This window comes from Flavobacterium sp. S87F.05.LMB.W.Kidney.N, from assembly GCF_004366435.1.
Taxonomy (GTDB): domain Bacteria; phylum Bacteroidota; class Bacteroidia; order Flavobacteriales; family Flavobacteriaceae; genus Flavobacterium.
Map to the genome: position 1 here is coordinate 35,185 of NZ_SODX01000005.1, position 22,005 is coordinate 57,189.

Annotated in this window: 16 protein-coding genes; 12 read left to right on the forward strand and 4 right to left on the reverse strand. The window is 33.6% G+C overall.

Annotation, left to right across the window (positions count from 1 at the left end; translation table 11 throughout):
- Window positions 1–26: 26 nt before the first annotated feature.
- Together EDB96_RS15775 and EDB96_RS15780 are read left to right on the forward strand one after the other, a co-directional pair.
- Window positions 27–1,313, forward strand: coding sequence for a Glu/Leu/Phe/Val family dehydrogenase (locus EDB96_RS15775; RefSeq protein ID WP_208326201.1), 1,287 nt, complete (start codon window positions 27–29; stop codon window positions 1,311–1,313).
- Window positions 1,314–1,443: 130 nt separating this feature from the next.
- A complete protein-coding gene (locus tag EDB96_RS15780; RefSeq protein ID WP_134141855.1) occupies window positions 1,444–2,667 on the forward strand; it encodes a sterol desaturase family protein in 1,224 nt (407 codons plus the stop codon).
- 346 nt (window positions 2,668–3,013) lie between these two features.
- Here EDB96_RS15780 and EDB96_RS15785 read toward each other — a convergent pair whose 3' ends face one another.
- The gene (locus EDB96_RS15785) at window positions 3,014–4,612 is read right to left on the reverse strand and encodes a DUF6377 domain-containing protein (RefSeq protein ID WP_057116252.1); all 1,599 of its coding nucleotides are present in this window, start codon (window positions 4,610–4,612) and stop codon (window positions 3,014–3,016) included.
- A gap of 480 nt (window positions 4,613–5,092) precedes the next feature.
- Here EDB96_RS15785 and EDB96_RS15790 point away from each other — a divergent pair, with 480 nt between their 5' ends.
- The 6 genes from EDB96_RS15790 (at window position 5,093) to EDB96_RS15815 (ending at window position 14,780) form a co-directional block, all read left to right on the forward strand.
- Complete coding sequence (locus EDB96_RS15790; RefSeq protein WP_057116251.1) at window positions 5,093–5,614, forward strand: DUF5004 domain-containing protein; 522 nt, start codon at window positions 5,093–5,095, stop codon at window positions 5,612–5,614.
- Window positions 5,615–5,622: 8 nt separating this feature from the next.
- Window positions 5,623–6,705, forward strand: coding sequence for a hypothetical protein (locus EDB96_RS15795; protein WP_134141857.1), 1,083 nt, complete (start codon window positions 5,623–5,625; stop codon window positions 6,703–6,705).
- A 29-nt stretch (window positions 6,706–6,734) separates the two neighbouring features.
- Window positions 6,735–9,752: a SusC/RagA family TonB-linked outer membrane protein gene (locus tag EDB96_RS15800; RefSeq protein WP_243839361.1), complete on the forward strand. Its 3,018-nt coding sequence runs from the start codon at window positions 6,735–6,737 to the stop codon at window positions 9,750–9,752.
- Between the two features lie 28 nt (window positions 9,753–9,780).
- Window positions 9,781–11,292: a RagB/SusD family nutrient uptake outer membrane protein gene (locus EDB96_RS15805; RefSeq protein ID WP_134141858.1), complete on the forward strand. Its 1,512-nt coding sequence runs from the start codon at window positions 9,781–9,783 to the stop codon at window positions 11,290–11,292.
- 199 nt (window positions 11,293–11,491) lie between these two features.
- Window positions 11,492–12,736, forward strand: coding sequence for a glycoside hydrolase family 71/99-like protein (locus EDB96_RS15810; RefSeq protein WP_134141859.1), 1,245 nt, complete (start codon window positions 11,492–11,494; stop codon window positions 12,734–12,736).
- A gap of 25 nt (window positions 12,737–12,761) precedes the next feature.
- On the forward strand, window positions 12,762–14,780 hold the full coding sequence (locus EDB96_RS15815; RefSeq protein WP_134141861.1) for a glycoside hydrolase family 97 protein: 2,019 nt from the start codon (window positions 12,762–12,764) through the stop codon (window positions 14,778–14,780).
- Window positions 14,781–15,088: 308 nt separating this feature from the next.
- Here the strand turns inward: EDB96_RS15815 and EDB96_RS15820 are convergent, their stop codons facing one another.
- Entirely contained in the window at window positions 15,089–16,003 is a 915-nt protein-coding gene (locus EDB96_RS15820; protein WP_134141862.1) for a hypothetical protein, read from the reverse strand.
- Between the two features lie 175 nt (window positions 16,004–16,178).
- Between EDB96_RS15820 and EDB96_RS15825 the strand changes: the two genes are divergently transcribed.
- The 3 genes from EDB96_RS15825 (at window position 16,179) to EDB96_RS15835 (ending at window position 19,438) form a co-directional block, all read left to right on the forward strand.
- Window positions 16,179–16,655 carry a MarR family winged helix-turn-helix transcriptional regulator gene (locus EDB96_RS15825; RefSeq protein ID WP_134141864.1) on the forward strand — a complete coding sequence of 159 codons (477 nt, stop codon included), beginning with the start codon at window positions 16,179–16,181 and terminating at the stop codon, window positions 16,653–16,655.
- A 65-nt stretch (window positions 16,656–16,720) separates the two neighbouring features.
- Entirely contained in the window at window positions 16,721–18,142 is a 1,422-nt protein-coding gene (locus EDB96_RS15830) for an MATE family efflux transporter (protein WP_134141865.1), read from the forward strand.
- Window positions 18,143–18,274: 132 nt separating this feature from the next.
- Window positions 18,275–19,438 (forward strand): hypothetical protein, encoded by a 1,164-nt coding sequence (locus tag EDB96_RS15835; protein ID WP_134141867.1) that lies wholly within the window; start codon window positions 18,275–18,277, stop codon window positions 19,436–19,438.
- Between the two features lie 112 nt (window positions 19,439–19,550).
- On the opposite strand, the gene EDB96_RS15840 is transcribed toward EDB96_RS15835, so the two are convergent.
- Both EDB96_RS15840 and EDB96_RS15845 read right to left on the reverse strand, forming a co-directional pair.
- Entirely contained in the window at window positions 19,551–19,985 is a 435-nt protein-coding gene (locus tag EDB96_RS15840; RefSeq protein WP_057116242.1) for a DUF6526 family protein, read from the reverse strand.
- A gap of 309 nt (window positions 19,986–20,294) precedes the next feature.
- Window positions 20,295–20,780, reverse strand: a complete 486-nt coding sequence (locus EDB96_RS15845; protein WP_134141869.1) for a DNA-deoxyinosine glycosylase — start codon at window positions 20,778–20,780, stop codon at window positions 20,295–20,297.
- 164 nt (window positions 20,781–20,944) lie between these two features.
- Here EDB96_RS15845 and EDB96_RS15850 point away from each other — a divergent pair, with 164 nt between their 5' ends.
- The gene (locus EDB96_RS15850; protein WP_057116240.1) at window positions 20,945–21,970 is read left to right on the forward strand and encodes a helix-turn-helix domain-containing protein; all 1,026 of its coding nucleotides are present in this window, start codon (window positions 20,945–20,947) and stop codon (window positions 21,968–21,970) included.
- Window positions 21,971–22,005: the final 35 nt, after the last annotated feature.

The following is a 22,005-nucleotide window of genomic DNA, read 5'->3' on the forward strand; positions in this document are numbered from 1 at the left end:
TAACCCAAAACTAAAAACTATATATTATGAGTTCAGAAATTATAAAACATAATCCCTTTCAATCGATGATTGATCGCTTTAATATTGCTGCAGATATTTTAAAATTAGATGATTCTATTCGACAAAAACTGCAACGACCAGAAAAACAAATCACTGTCAACTTTTCTATTGTCTTAGATAACGGAGACGTTCAAAATTTTGAAGGTTACCGAGTGATCCACAATACAGCTTTAGGACCTTCAAAAGGAGGCATTCGATATGATACCGCTGTTAATCTCGATGAAGTAAAAGCACTTGCCGCCTGGATGACCTGGAAATCTGCTGTAACCGGAATTCCGTTTGGCGGCGCTAAAGGCGGCATTATTTGCGATCCTATAAAACATTCTAAGGCAGAATTAGAAAAAATTACAAGAGCTTACACAAAAGCTTTAGCGGATATTTTTGGACCAGAAAAAGATGTTCCAGCTCCAGACATGGGAACTGGTCCAGACGAAATGGGCTGGCTGATGGATGAATTTTCGATAGTGCACGGCAGACCAATTCATGCCGTAGTTACAGGAAAACATCTTCATTCTGGAGGATCTTTAGGCAGAGTAGAAGCTACTGGAAGAGGCGTAAGTATTATAAGTCTTCTGGCACTTCAAAAATTAAAAATCAGACCTGCAAGAGCTACTGCAGCTATTCAAGGTTTTGGAAATGTCGGACTGCATTCGGCTTTATTTTTATATGAAAAAGGAATAAAAATCGTTGCCGTAAGTGATGTTTCAGAAGCTTTGCATAATCCAGACGGAATCAATATTCCAGAACTGATTTTGTATTATAATTTGAATAATAAAACAATAAAAGGTTATCCAAATTCGGTTGCCATAAAACACGAAGATTTATTGCTTTTAGATGTTGATGTATTGATTCCTGCAGCTAAGGAAGATGTTATTACCCAGAAAAATGCTGGTGATGTTCAGGCAAGAATTATTGTTGAAGGTGCCAATGGACCCGTTTCTTCTGATGCAGATCAAATTCTCCATGATAAAAATATATTAGTTGTTCCTGATATTTTAGCCAATGCCGGCGGTGTTACGGTTTCTTATTTCGAATGGCTTCAAAATTCGCTTTTGGAGTCTTGGAGAATTCACCAGATTAACAAACGTCTGGAGGATATATTAGAAAAAGGTTTTGATACTGTTTTTAGAGTTGCAGTAAAACATGATGTAACGCCTCGTATTGCTGCTTATATTATTGCTTTGAAAAAAGTAGCCGAAACACAATCGGTAAAAGAAGTTGCTTTAGAAGCGCCTCAGTATAAACAAAATTAAATCAGGTTTACTTCGTAAAGATCATTTTCGTTGATTACATTTTTAGTCTCCCTAAAAAGGTAATTAACGGGAGTGTCTTTTTCGTTTGTGCTATTAAATACAATTTTTAGAATCGAAAAATATCATACAAATGAAAAATATCAATTTTCTAGCTTTTGCTATGCCAGCCTTTTTTCTTTTTTTGTTTTTAGAATATAAGCTTGCTCAACGCAGAAAAAGGCCTGAAATTTTTAACTATGAAAGCTCAGTTTCTAATATTAGCATTGGTATTGCAGAGCGGTTGATTAACTTATTTATTGCCGCCAGTTTTTATCAGTTGTATTATTTAATCTATGACAATTATAGAATATTTGATATTCCGAGCAACGCTTTGGTTTGGTTTGCCCTCATTCTTGCCACCGATTTCGTTTGGTATTGGTACCACCGATTAGGACATGAAGTCAATTTTTTCTGGGCGGCGCATATTGTGCATCATCACAGCGAAGAATTTAATTTTACCGCTGCGGCCAGAATTACAACTTTTCAGGCAATAATACGAACGGGATTTTGGTGTGTGCTGCCATTAATTGGTTTTCATCCTGCAATGGTAATCACGATGCTAATTGTCCACGGAGCATATTCTTTTTTTACACATACACAGCTTATTGGTAAAATAAAATGGCTGGAATATGTTTTTGTAACACCTTCTGTTCATGGCGTTCATCATGCATCTGACGAAAAATATCTGGATAAAAATTACGGAGATATGTTTACTTTTTGGGATCGCCTTTTTGGAACTTTTCAAACCGAAGAAGAAAAACCAAAATATGGATTAACGCATCCGCTCAAAAGCTATAGTTTCTTGTGGCAGCACTTTCATTATTACTTTGAAATTTACGAATTATGGAAACGCTCCAGCGGATTCAAAGCGAAATGGAAGGCGGTTTTTGGAAGTCCAGCCCATATGGACCAAGATATTCGCCCCATTCTCGAAAAACGTTTTCTACAGGATAAAAGTAATCCGCATCAAAGACTTCGATTTAAAAATTACCTTTATATACAATTGGGAATCTGTACGCTGGTTTTAACCGTTTTTACGTATTATTTTGATTATTTAGAAATCTACGATAAACTGTTTGTACTTTCTTTTATTATTATTACCTTAATCAATTGCGGGGCTTTATTAGAACAGAGAAAATGGATATATTATTTAGAATATGCCCGTATTTTATTAATTACAACTTATTTTTTATACGAAGAAGATTTGATCATGTTTTTCTTCGTGCCTATTGCAGTAATGATTTTTGTTGAGCAGTTATTTTCTTTGAGTAAACTCTATCAAAATACAATTTTGCAATTGGAGACTTCCGAATAATAAAAGATAGCCACGACTCGAAGGATAACGAATAGACGAAGCAATTCAAGAATTTTTTGGGATGTAATGCGTACGACATGTTTTATCAGAAAAAAAAATATAAGGGAAATTGCTCTTTTTATGAGAAGTCCCAGCGGGACGAATTATTTATAGAAAAATGTTTGTTATACAAAAAGCTCCATAGGAGCGACATATAAATTAAAATACTAATAATATGTCGCTCCGCTGGAGCTTTTTTCTTGAGGTATTACCTATATTTCTATAAATATTTAGCTTCTCCGAAGCTTTTAGAAGATCTCAAAAACTTAGAAGCTCAGAACCTTAGTGTCTCAGAACCTCAGCACCTTTAAATAGTTTTAATCTCCATAATTTTTTGTTCAAAAGTATCTTTAAAATCAGATTTACTTTTAATTCTGGTTTTGTAGGTGTAAATTGTAGCCACAGAAAGTTCTAAGAATTCTGCCATTTGACTACTGTCCTGAATTCCTAATCTGTATAAAGCAAAAATTCGCAGTTCGGTATTCAAAAGTTCGCCTTTTTTTACAATGCATTTATGATCGTTTGGGAACAGTTTATTGAATTCGGTCACAAAAGTGGGAAACAATCTCAAGAAAATCTCATCAAATTGATGAAATAGATTTTCTCTTTCTTCCTTTACGTTATAGCGCTTTAAACTGGCAATAACTTCATCTGTTTTTTTGGTGATAATTTTATGAAGCGTGCTTTTCTGAATATGATCTATTTTATTGATGAAAGCCGAAGTTGCTTTGATGAAATACGTAATATATTCTTCTTTTATAGCATTTGCCTCGCTTAAACTCACATTCATTTCTTGTAATTGCAGATAAGAAGAAGCCATAATTTTTCTAGCTTTATTTTTTTCCTTCAACTGCTTGAAAATAATCCCTAAAAACAGAAAAATAATAACCGTAAGAATAGTCAATAGAATAATGATTTTTTCCAGTTTATCATTTTTGTCTTTTACATTATTCAATTGTGCCTTTTCTATAATTGGCAGAATAGATGAAATCTCAATTTTTCGATGTCTGGCGTTATAAAAAGTAGCGTCATCCATCGCAATATTGATGTATTCGTTGGCTTTATCCAAATATCCCATTTTAAAAAGTTCGTTGGCCAAATTTCGAAGCGCAACCGTTTCTTTTGTTGCATTTTTGACATCGGCAATTGCGGCAAGCGCCAGATATTGAATAGCCTTTTTAGTATAACCTCTTTCCGAATAAATATATCCTAGACTCGAAGTTGCAATTCCGTAATAATCCGGAGGCAGATTATAATTGTTGATCCAATAACTAAAGGCAAATTCTGCACCGCGCCAATCTTGCTGTTTTAAACGTTTCAGGCTTTCTGCGGCCCAATATTCATTAGTATTTGTACCAATTAAAGCCAATGCCTTTTTTAAGAAATGATTTCCCTGCTGCACATAATGAATATTAAAGCGCTGATCACGGTTGTAGTCGGCTAAATCATAATAGGCTCGGGCTTTAATGTTATAATATTCAAATTTATTTTTAAGATCAAGTTTAGTATCATCAATAACATTCAAAGTATCAATTGCTTCTTTAAAAAGTCCAGAAGACAGTAAAACAAAACCTTCTTTAATTCGGCTTTTAGACAAAAACTTGGGATCTTTTAAAATTTTAGCTTTGATTTTAGATTGCTCCAGATAATAATAAGCAGAGTCGTATTTAAAAGATTTGTATTCTTCAAATAATGACATATAACAATTGTACAGCTCTTCATTGTTTTGATTAAGCGTAAACTTTGAAACGTTTTTCTTTAAAGCTTCAATTTTTCGATATTTCTGTTTCAGGTAAACATCTTTTTTCAAGAGAACCTGATCTAATTCTTCTAAGTAAGGATTTGTCTCTTTTGCAGTCAGAGAAAAACTTCCAATGAAGAAAAGCAGTATCAATATTCTTCGCATGATTTGGTTTTGGTTAGGGTAAAAAGTAGTTGTTAGATATTTTAGTTAATTCGTTTTAAAATTAAAAAATAAGTTTGGGATTAGACGAAAACTAATTTTTAGAATCTTGTAAATTGTTTAATAACATCGCTTTAGAAGGTGGTTTTTGGAATAAAAATAAGCTGTAAATGTTAAAAACGAATAAATTATTTGCAATTATACAATAAAAACTAGTTATATATATGCATAGTGAAAAAAATATAGTGATTATTTTAGATATTGTCATTTTTACCATTAAAAAACCACCGATTTTGATCTAAACAACTTCTTGATTTTTTAAATGTAAAAATAAATATAAATAATTGATATTTAATTAGTTGTGTTTTAAAATGCTCAGATTTTATCTTGATTTTTCTCAGATATTTTTTTTAAGATTTATTTAACTTCTAGTTTCGCTGTATCCTTTTGAAGGGGGTAACAAACTAACAAAAACCAAAATTTATGAAATGTAAAAGTCTTTATTGGTTAGCTTTTATAATGTGTTTTTTTGCGCTTAGCTGCGACAACACAGAAGATGGAAGCTACGTAGATCCGATTACCATTTATGAGAAAGTAAATGGGAATTGGCAATTGGCAAATCTGAAAATGGTTGATGAAGTTGCGAAAGCAAATAAGATCGAACCAAATGAAGAAAACTTGAGTACCTATTTCAACTACGAAGATTTTAAAATCAACTTCAGCGTAGACGAAAAAAACCAGCCAACAACTTATGAAGTAACTGGAAATGTCCCTCCATTATTTGCTCCAAAGGGTTACTGGGCGCTAAGCTCAGCTTTTCAGCCGACTAATTCTGGTGCAACAAGAATCTACTTGTATAGTGATGCACAAAAAACTCAAAAAACAGATGAACTTCGATTGATTTCTGTTCCAGGAAAAAATGACGAAATGCAGATTCAGTTAACGCATTCTTCAGACGGAGTAGATTTTGTGTCTTATGTATTTAAATTAAATGCTATTAATTAAAAAGTAATATGAAAAAGTTTATATATACAATTTTACTTGCCTTGTTGATGGCTCCTAATTTTATTCAGGCACAAGAGGCTGCTGGAGCTGTAGGGCCAATGTCATCTTATCCTGTTGTATACAAATATGATGAACAAGTGACCTGGTATTTTGATTTATCAGGAACAACATTTGCAGAAAACGAAAATTTATACATCTGGATTTGGTCGCCATCTGAACCAGATGCTGGAAATTGGGAGAACTCTTCTGAATTTGCCAAACTTAAATATGAAGGAAACAAAGTTTGGAGTTTTACTTTAACTCCAACAGTTTATTTTTCTAAAACTCCTGCAGAAATTGCAGCAAGTGCGGGCTTTTGGTTTCGTTTAAAAAACAAAAACGGATCTAAACAAAGTGAGGTTGCCAATATGCCGTATACAGATTTTACGTCATTTTATACTGCAAATGAGGTAATCAGATCATACCCAACAAAACCTTTAATTGATAAACCAGTTAGTATTTTATTCAATTCTAATTTGAAAGATGGTTTTGCAGGTGTTGAAAGCGTTCATTTTCATAGTGGTTTAAACAACTGGGCAGTTTTGCAGGAGTATCAAGCATGGCTTCCAGATGTGTCTGAAAAAACAAAATTGAAAGATCTTGGAAATGGTTTTTACAGAATGGATTTGATTCCGCAGCAATATTACAATACAGAGCCAGGTTTTGTTATGGAAAATATTACTTTCCTAATGGTAGCAAAAGACTGGACAACAAATTCTGGCGACCAAATTATTTATGCTGGAGAATTTATTCCGCCGCCGCCGCCGAGTTTCAACTTTTTCCCATTACAGATAAGTCAAAAAGATTTTCTTGGAATGTCTAGAAAAAATAACGAACCAGGTGTAAACAAATTACTTTACACTATTACAGCTGGCACAAAAACATTCTCTGGTGAGTTTTCTGGAGGAACTGCAGAAATTAAAGGTTTTGTGAATCTTGTTTCTGAACTAAATGGTATTTCAAATTTAAATGAAATTCATGTTTTGGTAAAAGACAATAAGGACAAAACGATTTCGGACACGACAATTCCGCTAAAAACTTTAGATAAATAATTCACTATTAAATTAAAACACCAATTCTAATGAATAGTAAAAATAAAAAAAGCGTCCTGCATCAAATGTGGACTGCTAAATCGGCGGTATTGATGATTTTTATGCTTTTTCTTTCTGCCGGCATATTTGCGCAGGGGAAAAAACAAATATCAGGAACCGTTTACGACAATACTGGCAATGTATTGCCGGGAGCTTCTATCATTGAAGTAGGAACAAAAAACGGAACTACAACAGATTTTGACGGTAAATTTAGCCTTCAGGTAGCCGTAGGAGGTGCAATCGAAGTTTCTTTTATTGGTTCAACAACTCAAAGAGTTCAGGTTACAGGAACTACTTCTAATCTTGAAGTGCATCTGCAAAATGATGGTTATACATTGGCAGAAGTACAAGTGGTTTCTGTAGGTTATGGAAAAGTAAAAAAATCAGATTTAACGGGAGCTATTTCAACTGTTGGAGCCGATGATTTAGTAAAAGGAACCATTTCATCAACAGAACAAGTTTTACAAGGAAAAGTAGCAGGATTAAATATTATTCGTCCTTCTGGAGATCCTTCCGCGGGTTCTACAATACGACTACGTGGGGGAACTTCTTTAACAGCAAGCAACAGTCCGTTAATTGTGGTGGATGGTATTGCAGGGGTAGACATAAATGTGGTGCAGCCGGCAGATATTAAATCGGTTGATGTTCTTAAAGATGCTTCTGCAACTGCAATTTATGGTTCTAGAGGAGCAAACGGGGTAATCATGATTACGACTAAATCTGGAACTAAAGGAGTGTCTGTAACGTACAGCGGATTATCAAGTTTTGGTTACGCTGCCAATAATTTAGATCTTTTATCAGCCAATCAATGGAGAGGTTATGTTCGTGAAAATGGATTGGCAGATGCTGTAGATTATGGCGGAAACACAAACTGGCAGAAAGCAATTGAACAGACTGCAGTTTCGCAGTCACATACTTTAAGTATTAATTCTGGTAAAGCAGACAGCGGTTTTAGAACTTCACTTTCTTATCTAAACAATGAAGGTCTTATAAAAAGATCTGGTTTAGAAAGAATCAGCGGAAACGTTACAGCTTATCAATTTCTTGGAGACAACAAAGATGTAAAGTTTGATATGGGATTATTTGCAAATATCGACAAATGGCACCCTATAGACTATAGAATTTTTGAAAGAGCTTACAACTTAAATCCAACAATTCCAGTTTACAATTCTGATGGTGAGTTCTCTGAGGTAACTGGAAATATTTATCAAAATCCAGTTGAGATTTTAACCAATAGAACCATTGATAATGAGAGACACCGATTATTAGGTTATTTTAAAACAGATGTCAAATTCTTAAACGATTTTACCGCTACAGCTAATATTTCGTTAGAACATAATGCCGTAAAAGGAGGTTCTTACAAGCCATCATATGCCGTTATGGAAGGGCAGACAGAAGGCGGTTTTGCACAGAGAAGTTATGGCGAATTTACAAATGCACAAGGAGAACTTTACGTAAACTACAATAAAACTTTCGACAAACATAACGTAAGTGCTTTGGCTGGATATTCTTACCTGCAAAATATTTACGAAGGTTTTGGAGCACAAAGAGGTGGTTTTGTAACAGATGCTTTCAGCTATAACAATTTAGGGGCTGGTTACAATTATCGTCTGGGTGATGTTTATTCATACAAAGGAAAATCAAATTTAGTTTCGTTTTATGCCCGCGCCAACTATGGTTACGACGGTAAATATTTATTGACAGCAACTGTAAGACGCGACGGATCAAGCCGTTTTGGAGAAAACAATAAATGGGGAACTTTCCCATCTGCATCTGCAGCCTGGAGAATTTCTAACGAAACATTCATGGAATCTTCAAAAGGATGGTTAGACAATTTAAAAGTTAGAGTTGGTTACGGGGTTACAGGAAATCAAGATGGAATTGGCGAATACAAATCGCTTTCTATTTTAGGAGTTGGAAACGACAGTTACTACGATCCAGTTACTAAAACTTGGAGTTTGGCTTATTCACCAAAACAAAATCCGAATCCTGATTTGAAGTGGGAATCAACAGAGCAGATAAACGTGGGTTTTGATTTTGGTCTTTTCAATAGAATTACAGGATCATTCGAATGGTATTCTAAAACAACAAAAGATTTATTATATACTTACGAAGTGCCTCAGCCTCCTTACTTAGTAGGAACTATGCTGGCTAATGTTGGTGAAATGTCAAACAAAGGAGTTGAACTTACTTTGAATGCGGATATTGTAAAAGGAGATAAATTCAATTGGAATGCGAATTTGACACTTGGTCATAACGTTCAAAAAATCGAAAAACTTTCAAACCCAACGTACAAAACAGATGTTATTTACAGCGGATCTCTGCACGGTTTAGCAGGTATGTCTGGACAATATTCTCAAATTATTGCCGAAGGATATCCAGTTGGAACTTTCTGGGGATTTAAAAATGCTGGTTTAGATGCTGATGGAAAAATTCAATATTATAACGCTGCGAATGAAGTAGTGGCAGAGAGCGCATTGGTTGATGCAGACAAAAGAGATTTAGGAAACATCCAGCCAGATTTAACTTTAGGTATCGGAATGAATTTTACTTATGGAAATTTTGATCTTGGAATTTCAGGATACGGAATGTTTGGTCAAAAAGCATTAAATGCGACCAACATGATGTTAAACGATCCAAACAGGTTACCAGCTTTTAATGTGCCTGATGATTTCTTAAACAGCGGTATTACATCGGCGCCAAAGTATTCTGATTATTGGATTGAAGATGCATCATTCTTTAGACTTCAAACCTTATCACTTGGTTACACACTGCCATTAAAATACAAAAAATCTAAAGTTAGATTCTATGTAATGGGAGAAAACCTATTTGTAATTACAGGCTACAAAGGTGTAGATCCAGAGATTGGTCTAAATGCTCAAGACGGTATAAATCAAACTGGAGTAATGGATCAAACGGGATTAGCAGCTCCTGGAATTGACAGGTACAACAATTATCCTCGACCAACTACGATTTCTGTTGGACTAAATTTTACGCTGAATAACTAAGCGAATTGATAACCATAAAATATTAAAAATGAAAATCAAAATAACAGCAGCGATACTTTTAAGCATGCTTTTTACGGTATCATGTACTGATCTAAACGAACAGTTATATGATCAGGTAGAAGATGGAAATTTTGGAAACACACCTAAAGAAATAGATGCGTTGGTTGGTGGAGCTTATTCTTCTTTAAGAGGATTCTCTGATGCAATATCAAATAATTTCCCGACTTGCGAATATGTTTTCTTTTTGAATGAAGTAGTTTCAGACGAAGCTACAATTCCAACAAGAGGAACAAACTGGTACGATGGCGGACAATATCAAGATGCTCAAAAACATACTTGGAAAGCTGATAATAGAATGATTCTTTCGGCTTGGCGTTACAATTATACTGGAATTGCTAAGATCAACGCGATCATTTATCAAATCAATAAATCGTCATTGACAGAGAAAGCAAAAGCCCCAATTTTTGCAGAATTAAAAGCGCTTAGAGCTTATTACTACTACAATCTTTTGGATTTATTCGGAAATGTTCCAATCGTAACTAATTTTGAAGATACAGATCTTCCAACCAATTCAACTAGAAAAGAAGTCTATGATTTTGTTGAAAAAGAGCTTACAGATGCAATTCCGTATTTAAATGGAAATGTAGTGTATTCTAAATTGACTAAAAATGTAGCCTATTCAATTGTGGCAAGATTATATCTGAATTCTGAAGCATTTATTGGCGTGGCGCGTTGGCAGGATTGTTTAGATGCATGCCAGAAAGTAACAGGTTACAGTTTAACACCAGATTTCTTTGCCAATTTCGCCACAGAAAATCAAACTTCAAGCGAAATCATTTTTGCAATTCCTTACGATTCAAAAGCAGGAACGGTTGGAAATTACATGAACTCAATGTCTGCTCATTATAATCAAAAATTAGCAATTTCACCAATAGGAAATTACCCTTGGAGCGCTAACGGAATGTGCGCTCAGCCTGGAGTATATTCAACTTTTGCAGATACAGACAAAAGAAAAAAATGTATGCTGGCAGGAGATCAAATTAATCTTGCCACGGGTTCTGTAATTATGATGGACAATGGAGAACCGTTGACTTATACAGAAAACTTGACAAGTTTAACAGATGCCAAAGAAAATGAAGGAGTTCGTTTAGCTAAATACGAAATGAAAGCAGGAGAACAATGGGAGCGTGATCATGATTTCGTTTTAATTCGTTATGCAGAAATCTTAATGATGCAGGCAGAATGTTACGTGCGTTTGGGCTCGCCAGATTTAGCAAGACCATTTTTACAGCAGGTAACTGCAAGAGCTGGAGAAGAAATGCCGGCAACTATTGATCTTGCTTTTATAGACAAAGAATTGTTGAAAGAATTTACATTTGAAGGAAGAAGAAGAACAGATAATATTCGTTTTGGAACATTTTTTCTTCCATGGTGGGAAAAAGGAACTACTGAAAAATACAGAGCAATTTTTCCAATTCCAAGTACAGTTTTAACTACAAATAAAAACCTGAAACAAAATCCTGGGTATCCTTTGAATTAGGTTTCTAAACTGTCAGTCTTCCATGTTGGTTAGTCGTGGAAGGCTGACATGTTTTTACGAATGAATATCTGAAGGGCTTTATTTTAGCCACAGATTAAAAGATTCTCACAGATTATAATTAAACAAATACAAAACAAAAAATCCTTTTTAATCTTTTAATCTGTGGCAAAAAATATAAAATAATAAATAATACATCAGTATGAAAAGATATATCACATCGCTGGTTTTCGGTTTAATGAACATTGTGATGGTTGCTGGCTGCAGCAGTGATGACAAAGGTCCAGAAAAACCCGTAGAACCAGAAGTAGTAAAACCTGTTGCGATAGAGAAAACCAACAGCACCAAAATTTATGTTCACTACATGCCGTGGTTTGAAACCAACGAAAGCAGTGCCGATAAAAAATGGGGATATCATTGGACAATGGCCAACAAAAATCCGAATAATGTTGCGGCTAGCGGCCGTAGAGAAATAGCATCTTATTATTATCCGCTGATTGGACCTTATCACTCAGGCGATAAAAATGTGATTGAAAATCATTTATTGATGATGAAATACTCTGGAATTGATGGAGTTCTAATAGATTGGTATGGAACTTTTGATGTATATGACTATAGAATGGTCAAAGAAAATACCGAACAGCTGATTGATATGCTGGAAAAGGTAGGTTTAGAATATGCCATTGTGTATGAAGATCGAGTAACCAAAAGTGCAGTAGATGCCGGAAAATCCATTTCGGTAACCAGTGCTGCAAAAACAGATTTAGCTTATGTACAAAATAATTATTTTACTGATGCTAATTATATCAAAATTAATGGCAAACCTCTATTAATGAATTTTGGACCAATCATTTTGCAGACTCCTGCCGAATGGACAAATGTATTTGGTACTTTAACCACAAAGCCAACATTTTTGACACTTTGGGATCAATCTTACGAAGCTGGCGAAAATGCTTCTGGCGAGTATGCGTGGGTATACAAAGACAACAGTTATCTGACTAATTTTTATACCAATACCAAACCAAAATTAGGAGTTGCTATGGGAAGCGCTTATCCAGGATTTAAAGATTTTTATGCAGAAGGCGGAGGCGGAGCAGCAATTGGATGGACAATCGAGCACAATAATGGAGCGACCTTAGACGCAACACTTGCTTTGGCTAAAAATGCTAATGTAAATTACCTGCAGCTTATTACTTGGAATGATTTCGGAGAAGGAACAATGATAGAACCGACAGTTGAATTCGGTTATTCTTTTATTGAAAAAATAAAAACTTTTTCGGGAGTAAAAGATACAGAAAATATTTTCCCGGAAATCAGCAAATTGTATGATTTACGCGTACAGAAAAAAGGAAATGTCGAAGCCCAGAAAAAACTCGATCAAGCGTTTAATTATTTTGTTTCCATGCAGTCAGCAAAAGCAAAACAAATAATGAGCGAAATTAAATAGAGCTGTAATTAATACAATTTAAATAATGAAAAACAAAAAATATAGATACTGCCTAATGGCAATGGCATCAATGCTGATTTTTGCCTGCAGTACTAAAAAAACGTATAAAATCAGTTCTCCTGAAAAAATCTCTGAATTAACTTTTGAATTAACTCCTTCAGGACAGCCTCAATATAGTTTTTCTTCTAACGGAAAATCGGTTATTGAACCTTCTCTGCTTGGTTTCGAATTTCAAGGACTTCCCAAAATGACGGAAGGTTTTGAAGTCGTTTCAACAGAAGAAAAATCGGCCGACGAAACTTGGGAACAGCCGTGGGGAGAATTCAAAAAAGTGAGAGATCATCATAACGAATTAATTGTTCACTTAAAAGAATCAAAAGGAGAGGAGCGTTTGGTTGATATTATATTTAGGGTTTTTGATGATGGAGTAGGATTTCGCTATGAATTCCCGAAACAGCCTCACTTAGGAAAAGTCAAAATTTCTAATGAAATAACACAGTTTACCTTTAAAGACAATAATGAAGTTTGGTGGATTCCAGTTCATCGTGAAAATAGTTATTACGAAAGTGAATACCGTAAAACTTTAATGAGTAAAACAGATACTATCAATACGCCGGCAACTTTTGAAACCAAAGACAAATTGTATGTAGCAATTCACGAAGCCAATCTAACAGATTTTGCCTCAATGACACTTCTAAAAACTACAGACAAGCAATACAAAAGTGATTTGGTGCCTTGGGCAGATGGTGTAAAAGTATATGCAGAAACACCTTTTAAAACACCTTGGAGAACCATTGTTGTAGGTAAAAATCCTGGAGAAGTGGCAACTTCGACAATCATGCTGAATCTAAATGAACCTTCAAAAATTGAAGATTTATCTTGGATCACACCTTCAAAATATATTGGAATTTGGTGGGGAATGCATTTAGAAAAGTACACTTGGGGACAAGGTGCAAAACACGGTGCAACAACTAAGAATACAAAAGAATATATTGATTTTGCTGCAAAAAATGGTTTCGACGGTGTTCTAGTCGAAGGCTGGAACGAAGGCTGGGACGGCGACTGGACTGCCGATGGTTCTGCATTTAGTTTTGTAAAAGCTTATCCAGATTTTAATTTGGAAGAAATTACAAAATATGCTGCTATGAAAAATGTTCGTTTAATCGGACACCATGAAACTGCAGGAGCAACCAAAAACTACGAAAGCCAGCTGGAAGATGCATTCAAATTGTATCAAAAAATGGGTGTGAATTCAGTAAAAACAGGTTACGTAAACAAATTCTTGGATAAAAAAGAATGGCATGACAGCCAGTACGGAGCGCGTCATTACAGAAAAGTAATTGAAACAGCGGCAAAATATCATATCATGATCGATAACCACGAACCAATGAAAGGAACGGGTTTACAGCGCACTTACCCGAACTTTATGTCTCAGGAAGGCGGAAGAGGGCAGGAATACAATGCGTGGTCTGTAGATGGAGGAAATACGCCAGAGCATTTAACTACGCTTCCTTTTACCAGAATGCTTTCTGGACCTTTTGATTACACGCCGGGGAATTTCAATTTTGATTATAAAACGCCTTCTGGAGCAAAAGTGCAGACTACTTTAGCCAACCAATTGGCATTATACGTTATTATTTTCAGTCCGCTGCAAATGGCATCTGATTTACCCGAAAATTATGAAGGCAAACCAGAATTTCAATTCGTAAAAGACGTTCCTTGTACTTGGTCTGACACTAAAGTTTTAGATTCTAAAATTGGAGAATATGCAACAATTGCCCGTAAAGATTGGGACGAGAAAAACTGGTATTTAGGTTCGATTACCAATAGAAATGCAAGAGATTTAAAAGTAGCACTTTCATTTTTAGATAAAGACAAAGAATACGAAGCAGAAATTTATGCAGACGGACCTGGAGCAAATTACAAAACCAATCCGTATCCTGTTACAATCTCTAAACAAAAAGTAAATAATAAAACTGTATTGAATATCAAGTTGGCAGCTGGAGGAGGAACAGCAGTAAAATTCACTCCACTAGAGAAATAAATTAGTTGAGTTTTATTTTGAGTTAATTAAGTTAAGTTTAGTAATGCAAACCCGATAGCTGGAGAGTTATCGGGTTTGTTTTTTTTGTTTCAAGTTTCAAGTTTCAGGTTTCAGGTTTCAGGTTTTCTTTGCTTTGAGTATAATTTTACCGCAAAGCACGCTAAGTTTTTTAACAAGCAAGGTTTTGCAAAAACTCAAAAGTTCGCAAAGCTTTGAGAAAAAAACTTTGCGAACTTTGCGTAAATCTTAGCGTCTTTGCGTTAAAAAAACTTAGAAACTTAGCCTCTCACAACCTTAGCACCTTAAAATTAATGTTTATAAAGCTTAACATGATTTCCAAAGCTATAAGTAGCTGTTATAGTCGGACCGTTATATCCCCATTTAAAAAATCCATTTAATCTTTCTTTTTCAACATCAACTCTGATATTAAGACCAGTATATCCAGCTGTTAAACTAAAATTTTGATAAACATTGTACAACACAGATAAATTGTAACTTAACAATCGTCCGTCAAAATCATTAATTTTAATAGCAAAATAATTGATATTAGCATAAAGACCAACTTTTCTACCTAATACAAATTCGCCCCAAAATCCAATATCTGGCAGCGGTGCAGTAAAATCAAAATTATCTTTATATTCTGTTTCGATTGTTGCACCTTCTAATCGCATACCCACGTCTCCAAATAAAACGTGTGCTCCAATAAGCGCTCCAATTTCGTATTTTGGTTTAGATATAAAAGCATATCCGTAAGTAATTCTGCCAATATGATTGTCCATAAAAGCAGAAACTGTTGCATTGACAGGATAAACATTTTCACCAAATTCAATTTCCTTCTGAAGTGTTTTAGTGGCACTTCTGCTCAAATAGTAATATTCGGCTCCAAGTCTTGATCTTCTTGAGATTCTCCATTCAAAAGTTCCCATAAATGAAACAGAGCTTTTATTAAAGCCGAGATCTTTTTCAAAATCAATTAAATTACCAAAACTTCCATTATTACTTCCTACTTCAACTTCTGTATTATTTACAGGAAAAAAAGCACCCGCCGTTACCTTGAATCTTCTCGCATGCCACGGCAGATCATCTGAATAACTGTCCTGAAAATCTTCATTTTCAGTTTTAAAAGTTGTTAAACTTTCACTAGAATTATTTTCTGCGATAGTTTGAGCTTTTAGCGGAATCCATAAGAGCGTCATTACCAAAAAAACAAATAATTTTTTCATCAGATTTAGTTTTTAGATTTTGATTAGGTAATATTTAACATTAAAGTTAGTAAAAATTATCGTTCATTTTTATTTTTTATATTGAATTGTTAAATTGAAGTATTTGGTTATCAGTAAAATATGTGTCTTATTTAAAATTAGTTGACATGTCATCTTTTTTTTATAACTTTGCATCATGGAAAAAGCAAATACAGATAAGGAAAGTTTTTCAAATTTTTGGAAAGAGGAAATATCCGATAGTTTCTTCTTTCAGATTCACCGTATTAAACGTGCAATTTTTAGACGCACCAATGCGTTAATGACAGAAGCAGGAATTACATTGCAGTTAGAACAATTGCCATTGCTGATGATTTTGAATTATAAAAGCCTTTCACAAAGAGAATTATCAGACAAAACAATGCGCGATAAATCTTCGATTTTAAGAAGTATTACAGCGCTTGAAAAGAAGAATTTAGTTGAGGTTGTAAAAGATAAAACAGATAAAAGAAAGAATATTGTAAGTCTTACCTCTGATGGAGTTGCTATGGCAAAAAATATTCGATCGCTGATGAAAAGGGCAGAAGAAGAAGTAATGTCTGTATTTTCTCCAAAGGAAAGAATAGAAGCTTTAAATGCGGTAAAATCCTATGCAGATAAATTAGAAATGCTTTAATTTTTTTTTAAACTTTAAAAGTTGATATGTCAACTTATTTTTTAAATAATTATTTGAAATAAAAAATGAAAAAAAACGAATTATTAGAAGGACCAATTCTTTCTTCATTATTAAAGCTGGCAGTTCCAATCATGATTGCCAATCTCTTACAAGCTGCTTACCAATTGGTTGATGCTTTTTGGGTAGGTCGCCTCGGCGGTGATGCTGTTGCGGCAGTTTCAATAAGTACGCCAGTAATATTCTTAACCATTGCTTTAGGAACTGGACTTGCGATTGCAGGATCTATTTTAATTGCGCAATATTTTGGTGCAGGAAATCAAACAATGGTCAATCATGTGGCGGCACAGACATTGTCAATGGTAATTATAGTTTCTATAGTTTTATCTATTATTGGATATATTTTGAGTCCATATTTTTTATACCTTTTAAAAGTAACGCCTGAGGTTTATGCAGATGCTTTAGGATTTATGAGAGTCGCCTTTGTAGGTTTGGTTTTTAGTTTCGGATTTATGATTTTCCAATCTATTATGCGCGGGGTTGGTCGTGTAACGCTTCCTGTTTATATTGTTTTAGGAACAGTAATTTTGAACTTTGCGCTGGATCCTTTGTTTATTTTCGGGTGGAATTTTATTCCAGCAATGGGCGTAAAAGGTGCTGCATTGGCAACTTTGTCTACACAGCTTTTAGCAATTATCATTGGATTTGTGATTTTATTTAGAGGAAAACACGGAATTCATCTTCGCATTCAAGATTTTAAACCTGACTATAATCACATTAAAAGAGCTTTTGAAATCGGATTTCCATCTTCTATAGAGCAATCTATGCGTGCTCTGGGTATGATGGCAATTACGTTTTTAATTGTACGTTTTGGTACAACAACGGTTGCTTCTTATGGAGCAGGTTCCAATTTAATTCAGCTGATTTTAATTCCAGCTTTAGGTTTATCGATGGCGATTGCTACTCTTGTTGGGCAAAATATTGGTGCAGGAAATATTGACCGTGCTGCTCAAATTTCAAAACTAGGTGCTTATCTCGGTTTCGGATTGTTAACAGGATTGGGAATAATAGCGTTTATTTTTGCGCCATATTTAATTGCGTTTTTTGTTCCAAAAGATCAAGCGGTTATAGAAGGTGGAACAGAATTTCTTAGAATTACCTGCCTTTCCTGGGGATTTTTAGGTTTACAACTTTGCTTAACGGGCGTGTTCCGTGCCGTTGGAAATACAAAATTGCCAATGATTTTAACTTTGGTTTCGCAATGGGTAATTCAATTTCCGCTGGCTTTTATTTTATCTCATAATACACCACTAGGAAAAATCGGAATTTGGTGGGCTTTCCCGATTTCTTCGGTAGTGACAGCATTAATTACCTTAGTTCTCTACGTAAAAGGTGACTGGAAAAAAGAAAGATTAACTGGTAAAACCAATAAATTAATCGGTAAAGTAGAAAGCGAAATTGTGAAAGAAGGGTTTGATATTTCGAAATAAAAGGGTCTAAGATTCTGAGATTAATAAAAAGACGCACAGTTGTGCGTCTTTTTAATTTTACGTTTAAACATACAGGAAAAATTTAATTATCTTAGAACCTTAGTATCTCAGAACCTTAGCACCTTTTTAAAAATGACCAAAAATCTAAAACTTTATTTCGTAAAATCTGTAATTGTATTAGCCTTAATTCACTTAGCTTATTTTTTATACGGTTATTTTACTTTTAAAGGAATTGCAAAAATTAATATTTATACAGAATTCTACCGTTTTAAGTTTTACGATGATGTTTCGATATCGCATTTTTTTGTGAGCGGTTTGTTTTTACTTTTCTTTCTCATTTTCTTAGTCCGAAATCATTCTAGAGAAAATTATAAAGGAGGAAGTTTGCTTAAAATTACTGCCTGTTTATTGCTGATTTCGTTTTTAAATTTTTCATTTTTTGTTAGTTACAGCTTCGGAATGAATGCGAAACTGAAAACAGAATTATCTGAAAATGATTTTAATAAAGACAAAAAACTACTTAATGTTCTAAATCCGTTTTTATATGGTTATACATCTTACAGTTCAGAGAAACTGTTTAATTATGAGAACATCTTATATCCAAAGCCGTATCCTGTAATTAAGCAGGAAGATACCATTTCTGCAGGCGAATATCCAATAATTGAAACCAATTATTATAGTATCGATACCATAAAAGCCCTCACAAGTACTTTTGACAAAACTAAAAATAAAGCTGACAGTATTCTGGATATTATTGGTTTAGATAAAGAAGAATTGTATAAAAGAATCATCTCTAAAAAAGTTATAAAAGATAGTACACAGATTATTTTTAAAGGACTTCCTGTGCATCCCGAACATGATGAAGATATCTGCATATTTTTGCAAAACAACTCATTATTTAATGCTGTACATGGTGATTCGATCGACAAACAAAAGTATCAATCTGCAGTAGAACGTTATAAATTATTGTATAAATCTAAGAAAGATTCTTTAACGTATGAATTTCAAAAATTAGACACAATTCTTAGAAAATACAATATAGAAACCAATTTGATTCCGAAACAATTAACCCAAGATGTTTATCATTATAGAGATAATCATGGGGAACTGTTGAATGGAATTCGAAATAATTTTGAAAGAAAAGCTCTAGCAGAAAAGTTCAACACTTTAGATAAACTTTTTTACGAACCAAATTACCTGCATCCGAATATTATCGGAATATATTTCATTGTAATTGTATCGGTTTGGATAATATTATCATTATTTTATTTAGCTTTTAATAAAAAAAAGGAATAGTTCAATATCAAAATCAATATCAAAAATCTATGTCAATTTAAAATTGAAATAATTCTTTTGATTGTCATTGATCCTTGATATTGAAATTGATTTTTGTAATTGTTATTCTTTGCTAAACCCTGTGATAATCTGCTTTCCAGTGCACGATTGCTTTTTTGATTGAGTCTCCGCTTAAATTGTTTTTTAAAACATCTTCTACAAGCGGAATCAATTCGCTGTCTGGAGCAAAGCGCAATGCAAATATTTGATCGTCTGTAAGTTTGTACTCAAATTCTTCGAATCTTTTGCCTGTTAAAGAGAAATAGCGGTAACGCATTTCTAAACGCACGATTCTGTTTTGTAATGTAAGTGCATAATGCTGGCGCAGCATAAATGCTAAAGCGAACAAAAAGACAAAAATAACGCTTATGAATCCCCAGATAAGATAATCTTCTGTCGTTGCAGCAAAATAAATGCTTGCAATTAAAAATAGAACTAGAATTGGATAATATACAAAATGGTGTGGGGTATAAAACCGTATATGATTGTAATAGGTTTGAATTTTCATGTTTTTCTTTTTTAAAGGTACTCTAAAAAAACAAAGCTGCTCTATAAAATTATAGAGCAGCTTTTTCCCAAAAATAAACTAACATAACCAATGTTCTCTTTATAATCTAAACTTTTTTAAAGTTTGTTAAGTAATTTTAGTAAGAAGAAAGCCTTTCCATTTCGTTCATCACATTTTCAACAGGGCTTATTTTTCTTTGTTTTCTACGATGTAAAATTAGATTTAGAGTGGCTATAATTTGTTATATTTTAAAAGGAAAAAGTTACATGATTCCAATATTTGGATTTTAATTGCATAAAATTATTGCTCCTATAATAAGGTTTGAATAATACTCCATTCTTTTAATTTGTCTTGAGAAGTCTTACTGGCATTGGCGGGACTGGTAGAAGGAAGCGTAAATTTTTTATATTCTTTTTTTAAGTGAACATATTTCTTAAAAAAAGCAGCAGCTTTTTGTCCGTTAAAAAGAATGTATTGTATTTGAGGATGTTTTTCTAGAAAATCTTCAAAATCATTTGCAATTTCATTTTTAATTGCGCTGTCGAGACTTCCAACACGGTCGCAAAATTGTAAGACATCCCAAAGAGCAATATGGTTTTTAATCAATAAATTTTTTCGAGTTTCATAATCCGGCGAAAATTCTTCTCCTAATATTTCAAAGAGAAATTTCCAAAAGTTATTCTGCTTATGACCATAATATTGATTGAGTTCTAAAGATTTTGTTCCGGGCATTGTGCCTAAAATCAGGATTTTAGAATCTGTAGAACTAATGGGAGCAAAAGAGAAACTTTTCATATTTAAGGGTTGAATTTATATCTGTTAAAATAATCATTTATAAGGAATTATAAAACAAAACGATAAAATTATATAACACGTTTCGCTTGTGTTTACACGAACTTTGACTTCAGATTTTTAGCAAAGATCTATTTAGCAAATTATAGAATTTAAATCCAGTCACCATGAAAATTGTTACTATAAATACAGAAAAAACACAAAATATATTTGATGAACTTCATACTAATTTTGGCGGAAAAGTGACTTTTGACTTAGACGAATATACACTTGAAGTAGAAAATAGTTTTGCAGAAGGTTCAATTATAGGAGCTTCTTTTAATGATAATATTTCGTATGTTCAGTTTGATATGACATTTTCAAGCGATGTCAGACTAGATATTCTAAATGTAAAATCATCACCAATTTATTTTGCATACTGTTCTAAAGGAAGTTTGTCGCATAGTTTTGGATTGAATGGAGAAGAGCGAAAACTAAAAACTTTTCAAACAGCTATTGTAACTTCAAAACAAAATCAGGATAATGTTTTATTTTTTGAAAAAGGGAAAAAAACTAAACTGACTTTAATTATTGTGGGAACTCAAGTTGATGCTAAAACTCAATTACATTCTTTAAACCAAAGAGTAAAAGATACCTTTTTTGAAAATAATTTAGTTCAGGATTTCTTTTATATAGGTTCTTATAATTTACAAATTGCAGAAAAAATCGAACAGCTTAATTCTATTACACAAACTGGAATTGTTCGTAATTTATTGAAAGAAGGTATTATGAGAATTATCCTTGCAATGGAAATTCAACAACATTCAGACGACTTGCACGCTTTCGCAAATGAGTCAAACGGATTGACTTTAAGAGAAATGGAAGAAATAAAAGAACTTTCAGAGTTTATTAAAGCAAGTCCAGAAGAAGCTTTTTCTATTAAATCTTTAAGCAAAAGATCAGGTTTATCTCCAAATAAACTTCAAGAGGGCTTTAAAATGATACACAATCGTACTGTTAATGATTATATCACACACATGCGTGTATTAAAAGCTGAGATATTGATACGAACTTCAGATCTAAATATTTCAGAAATAGTGTATTGCATTGGTTTTACAAGCAGAAGTTATTTCTCAAAAATTTTTAAACAAAAATTCAACTGCAGCCCAAAAGAATATAAATTCAATTTGAATTCGTTGGCTATAACGGCGTAACCGCCGAAGTTGCTAAGGTTCTGAGATGCTAAGAT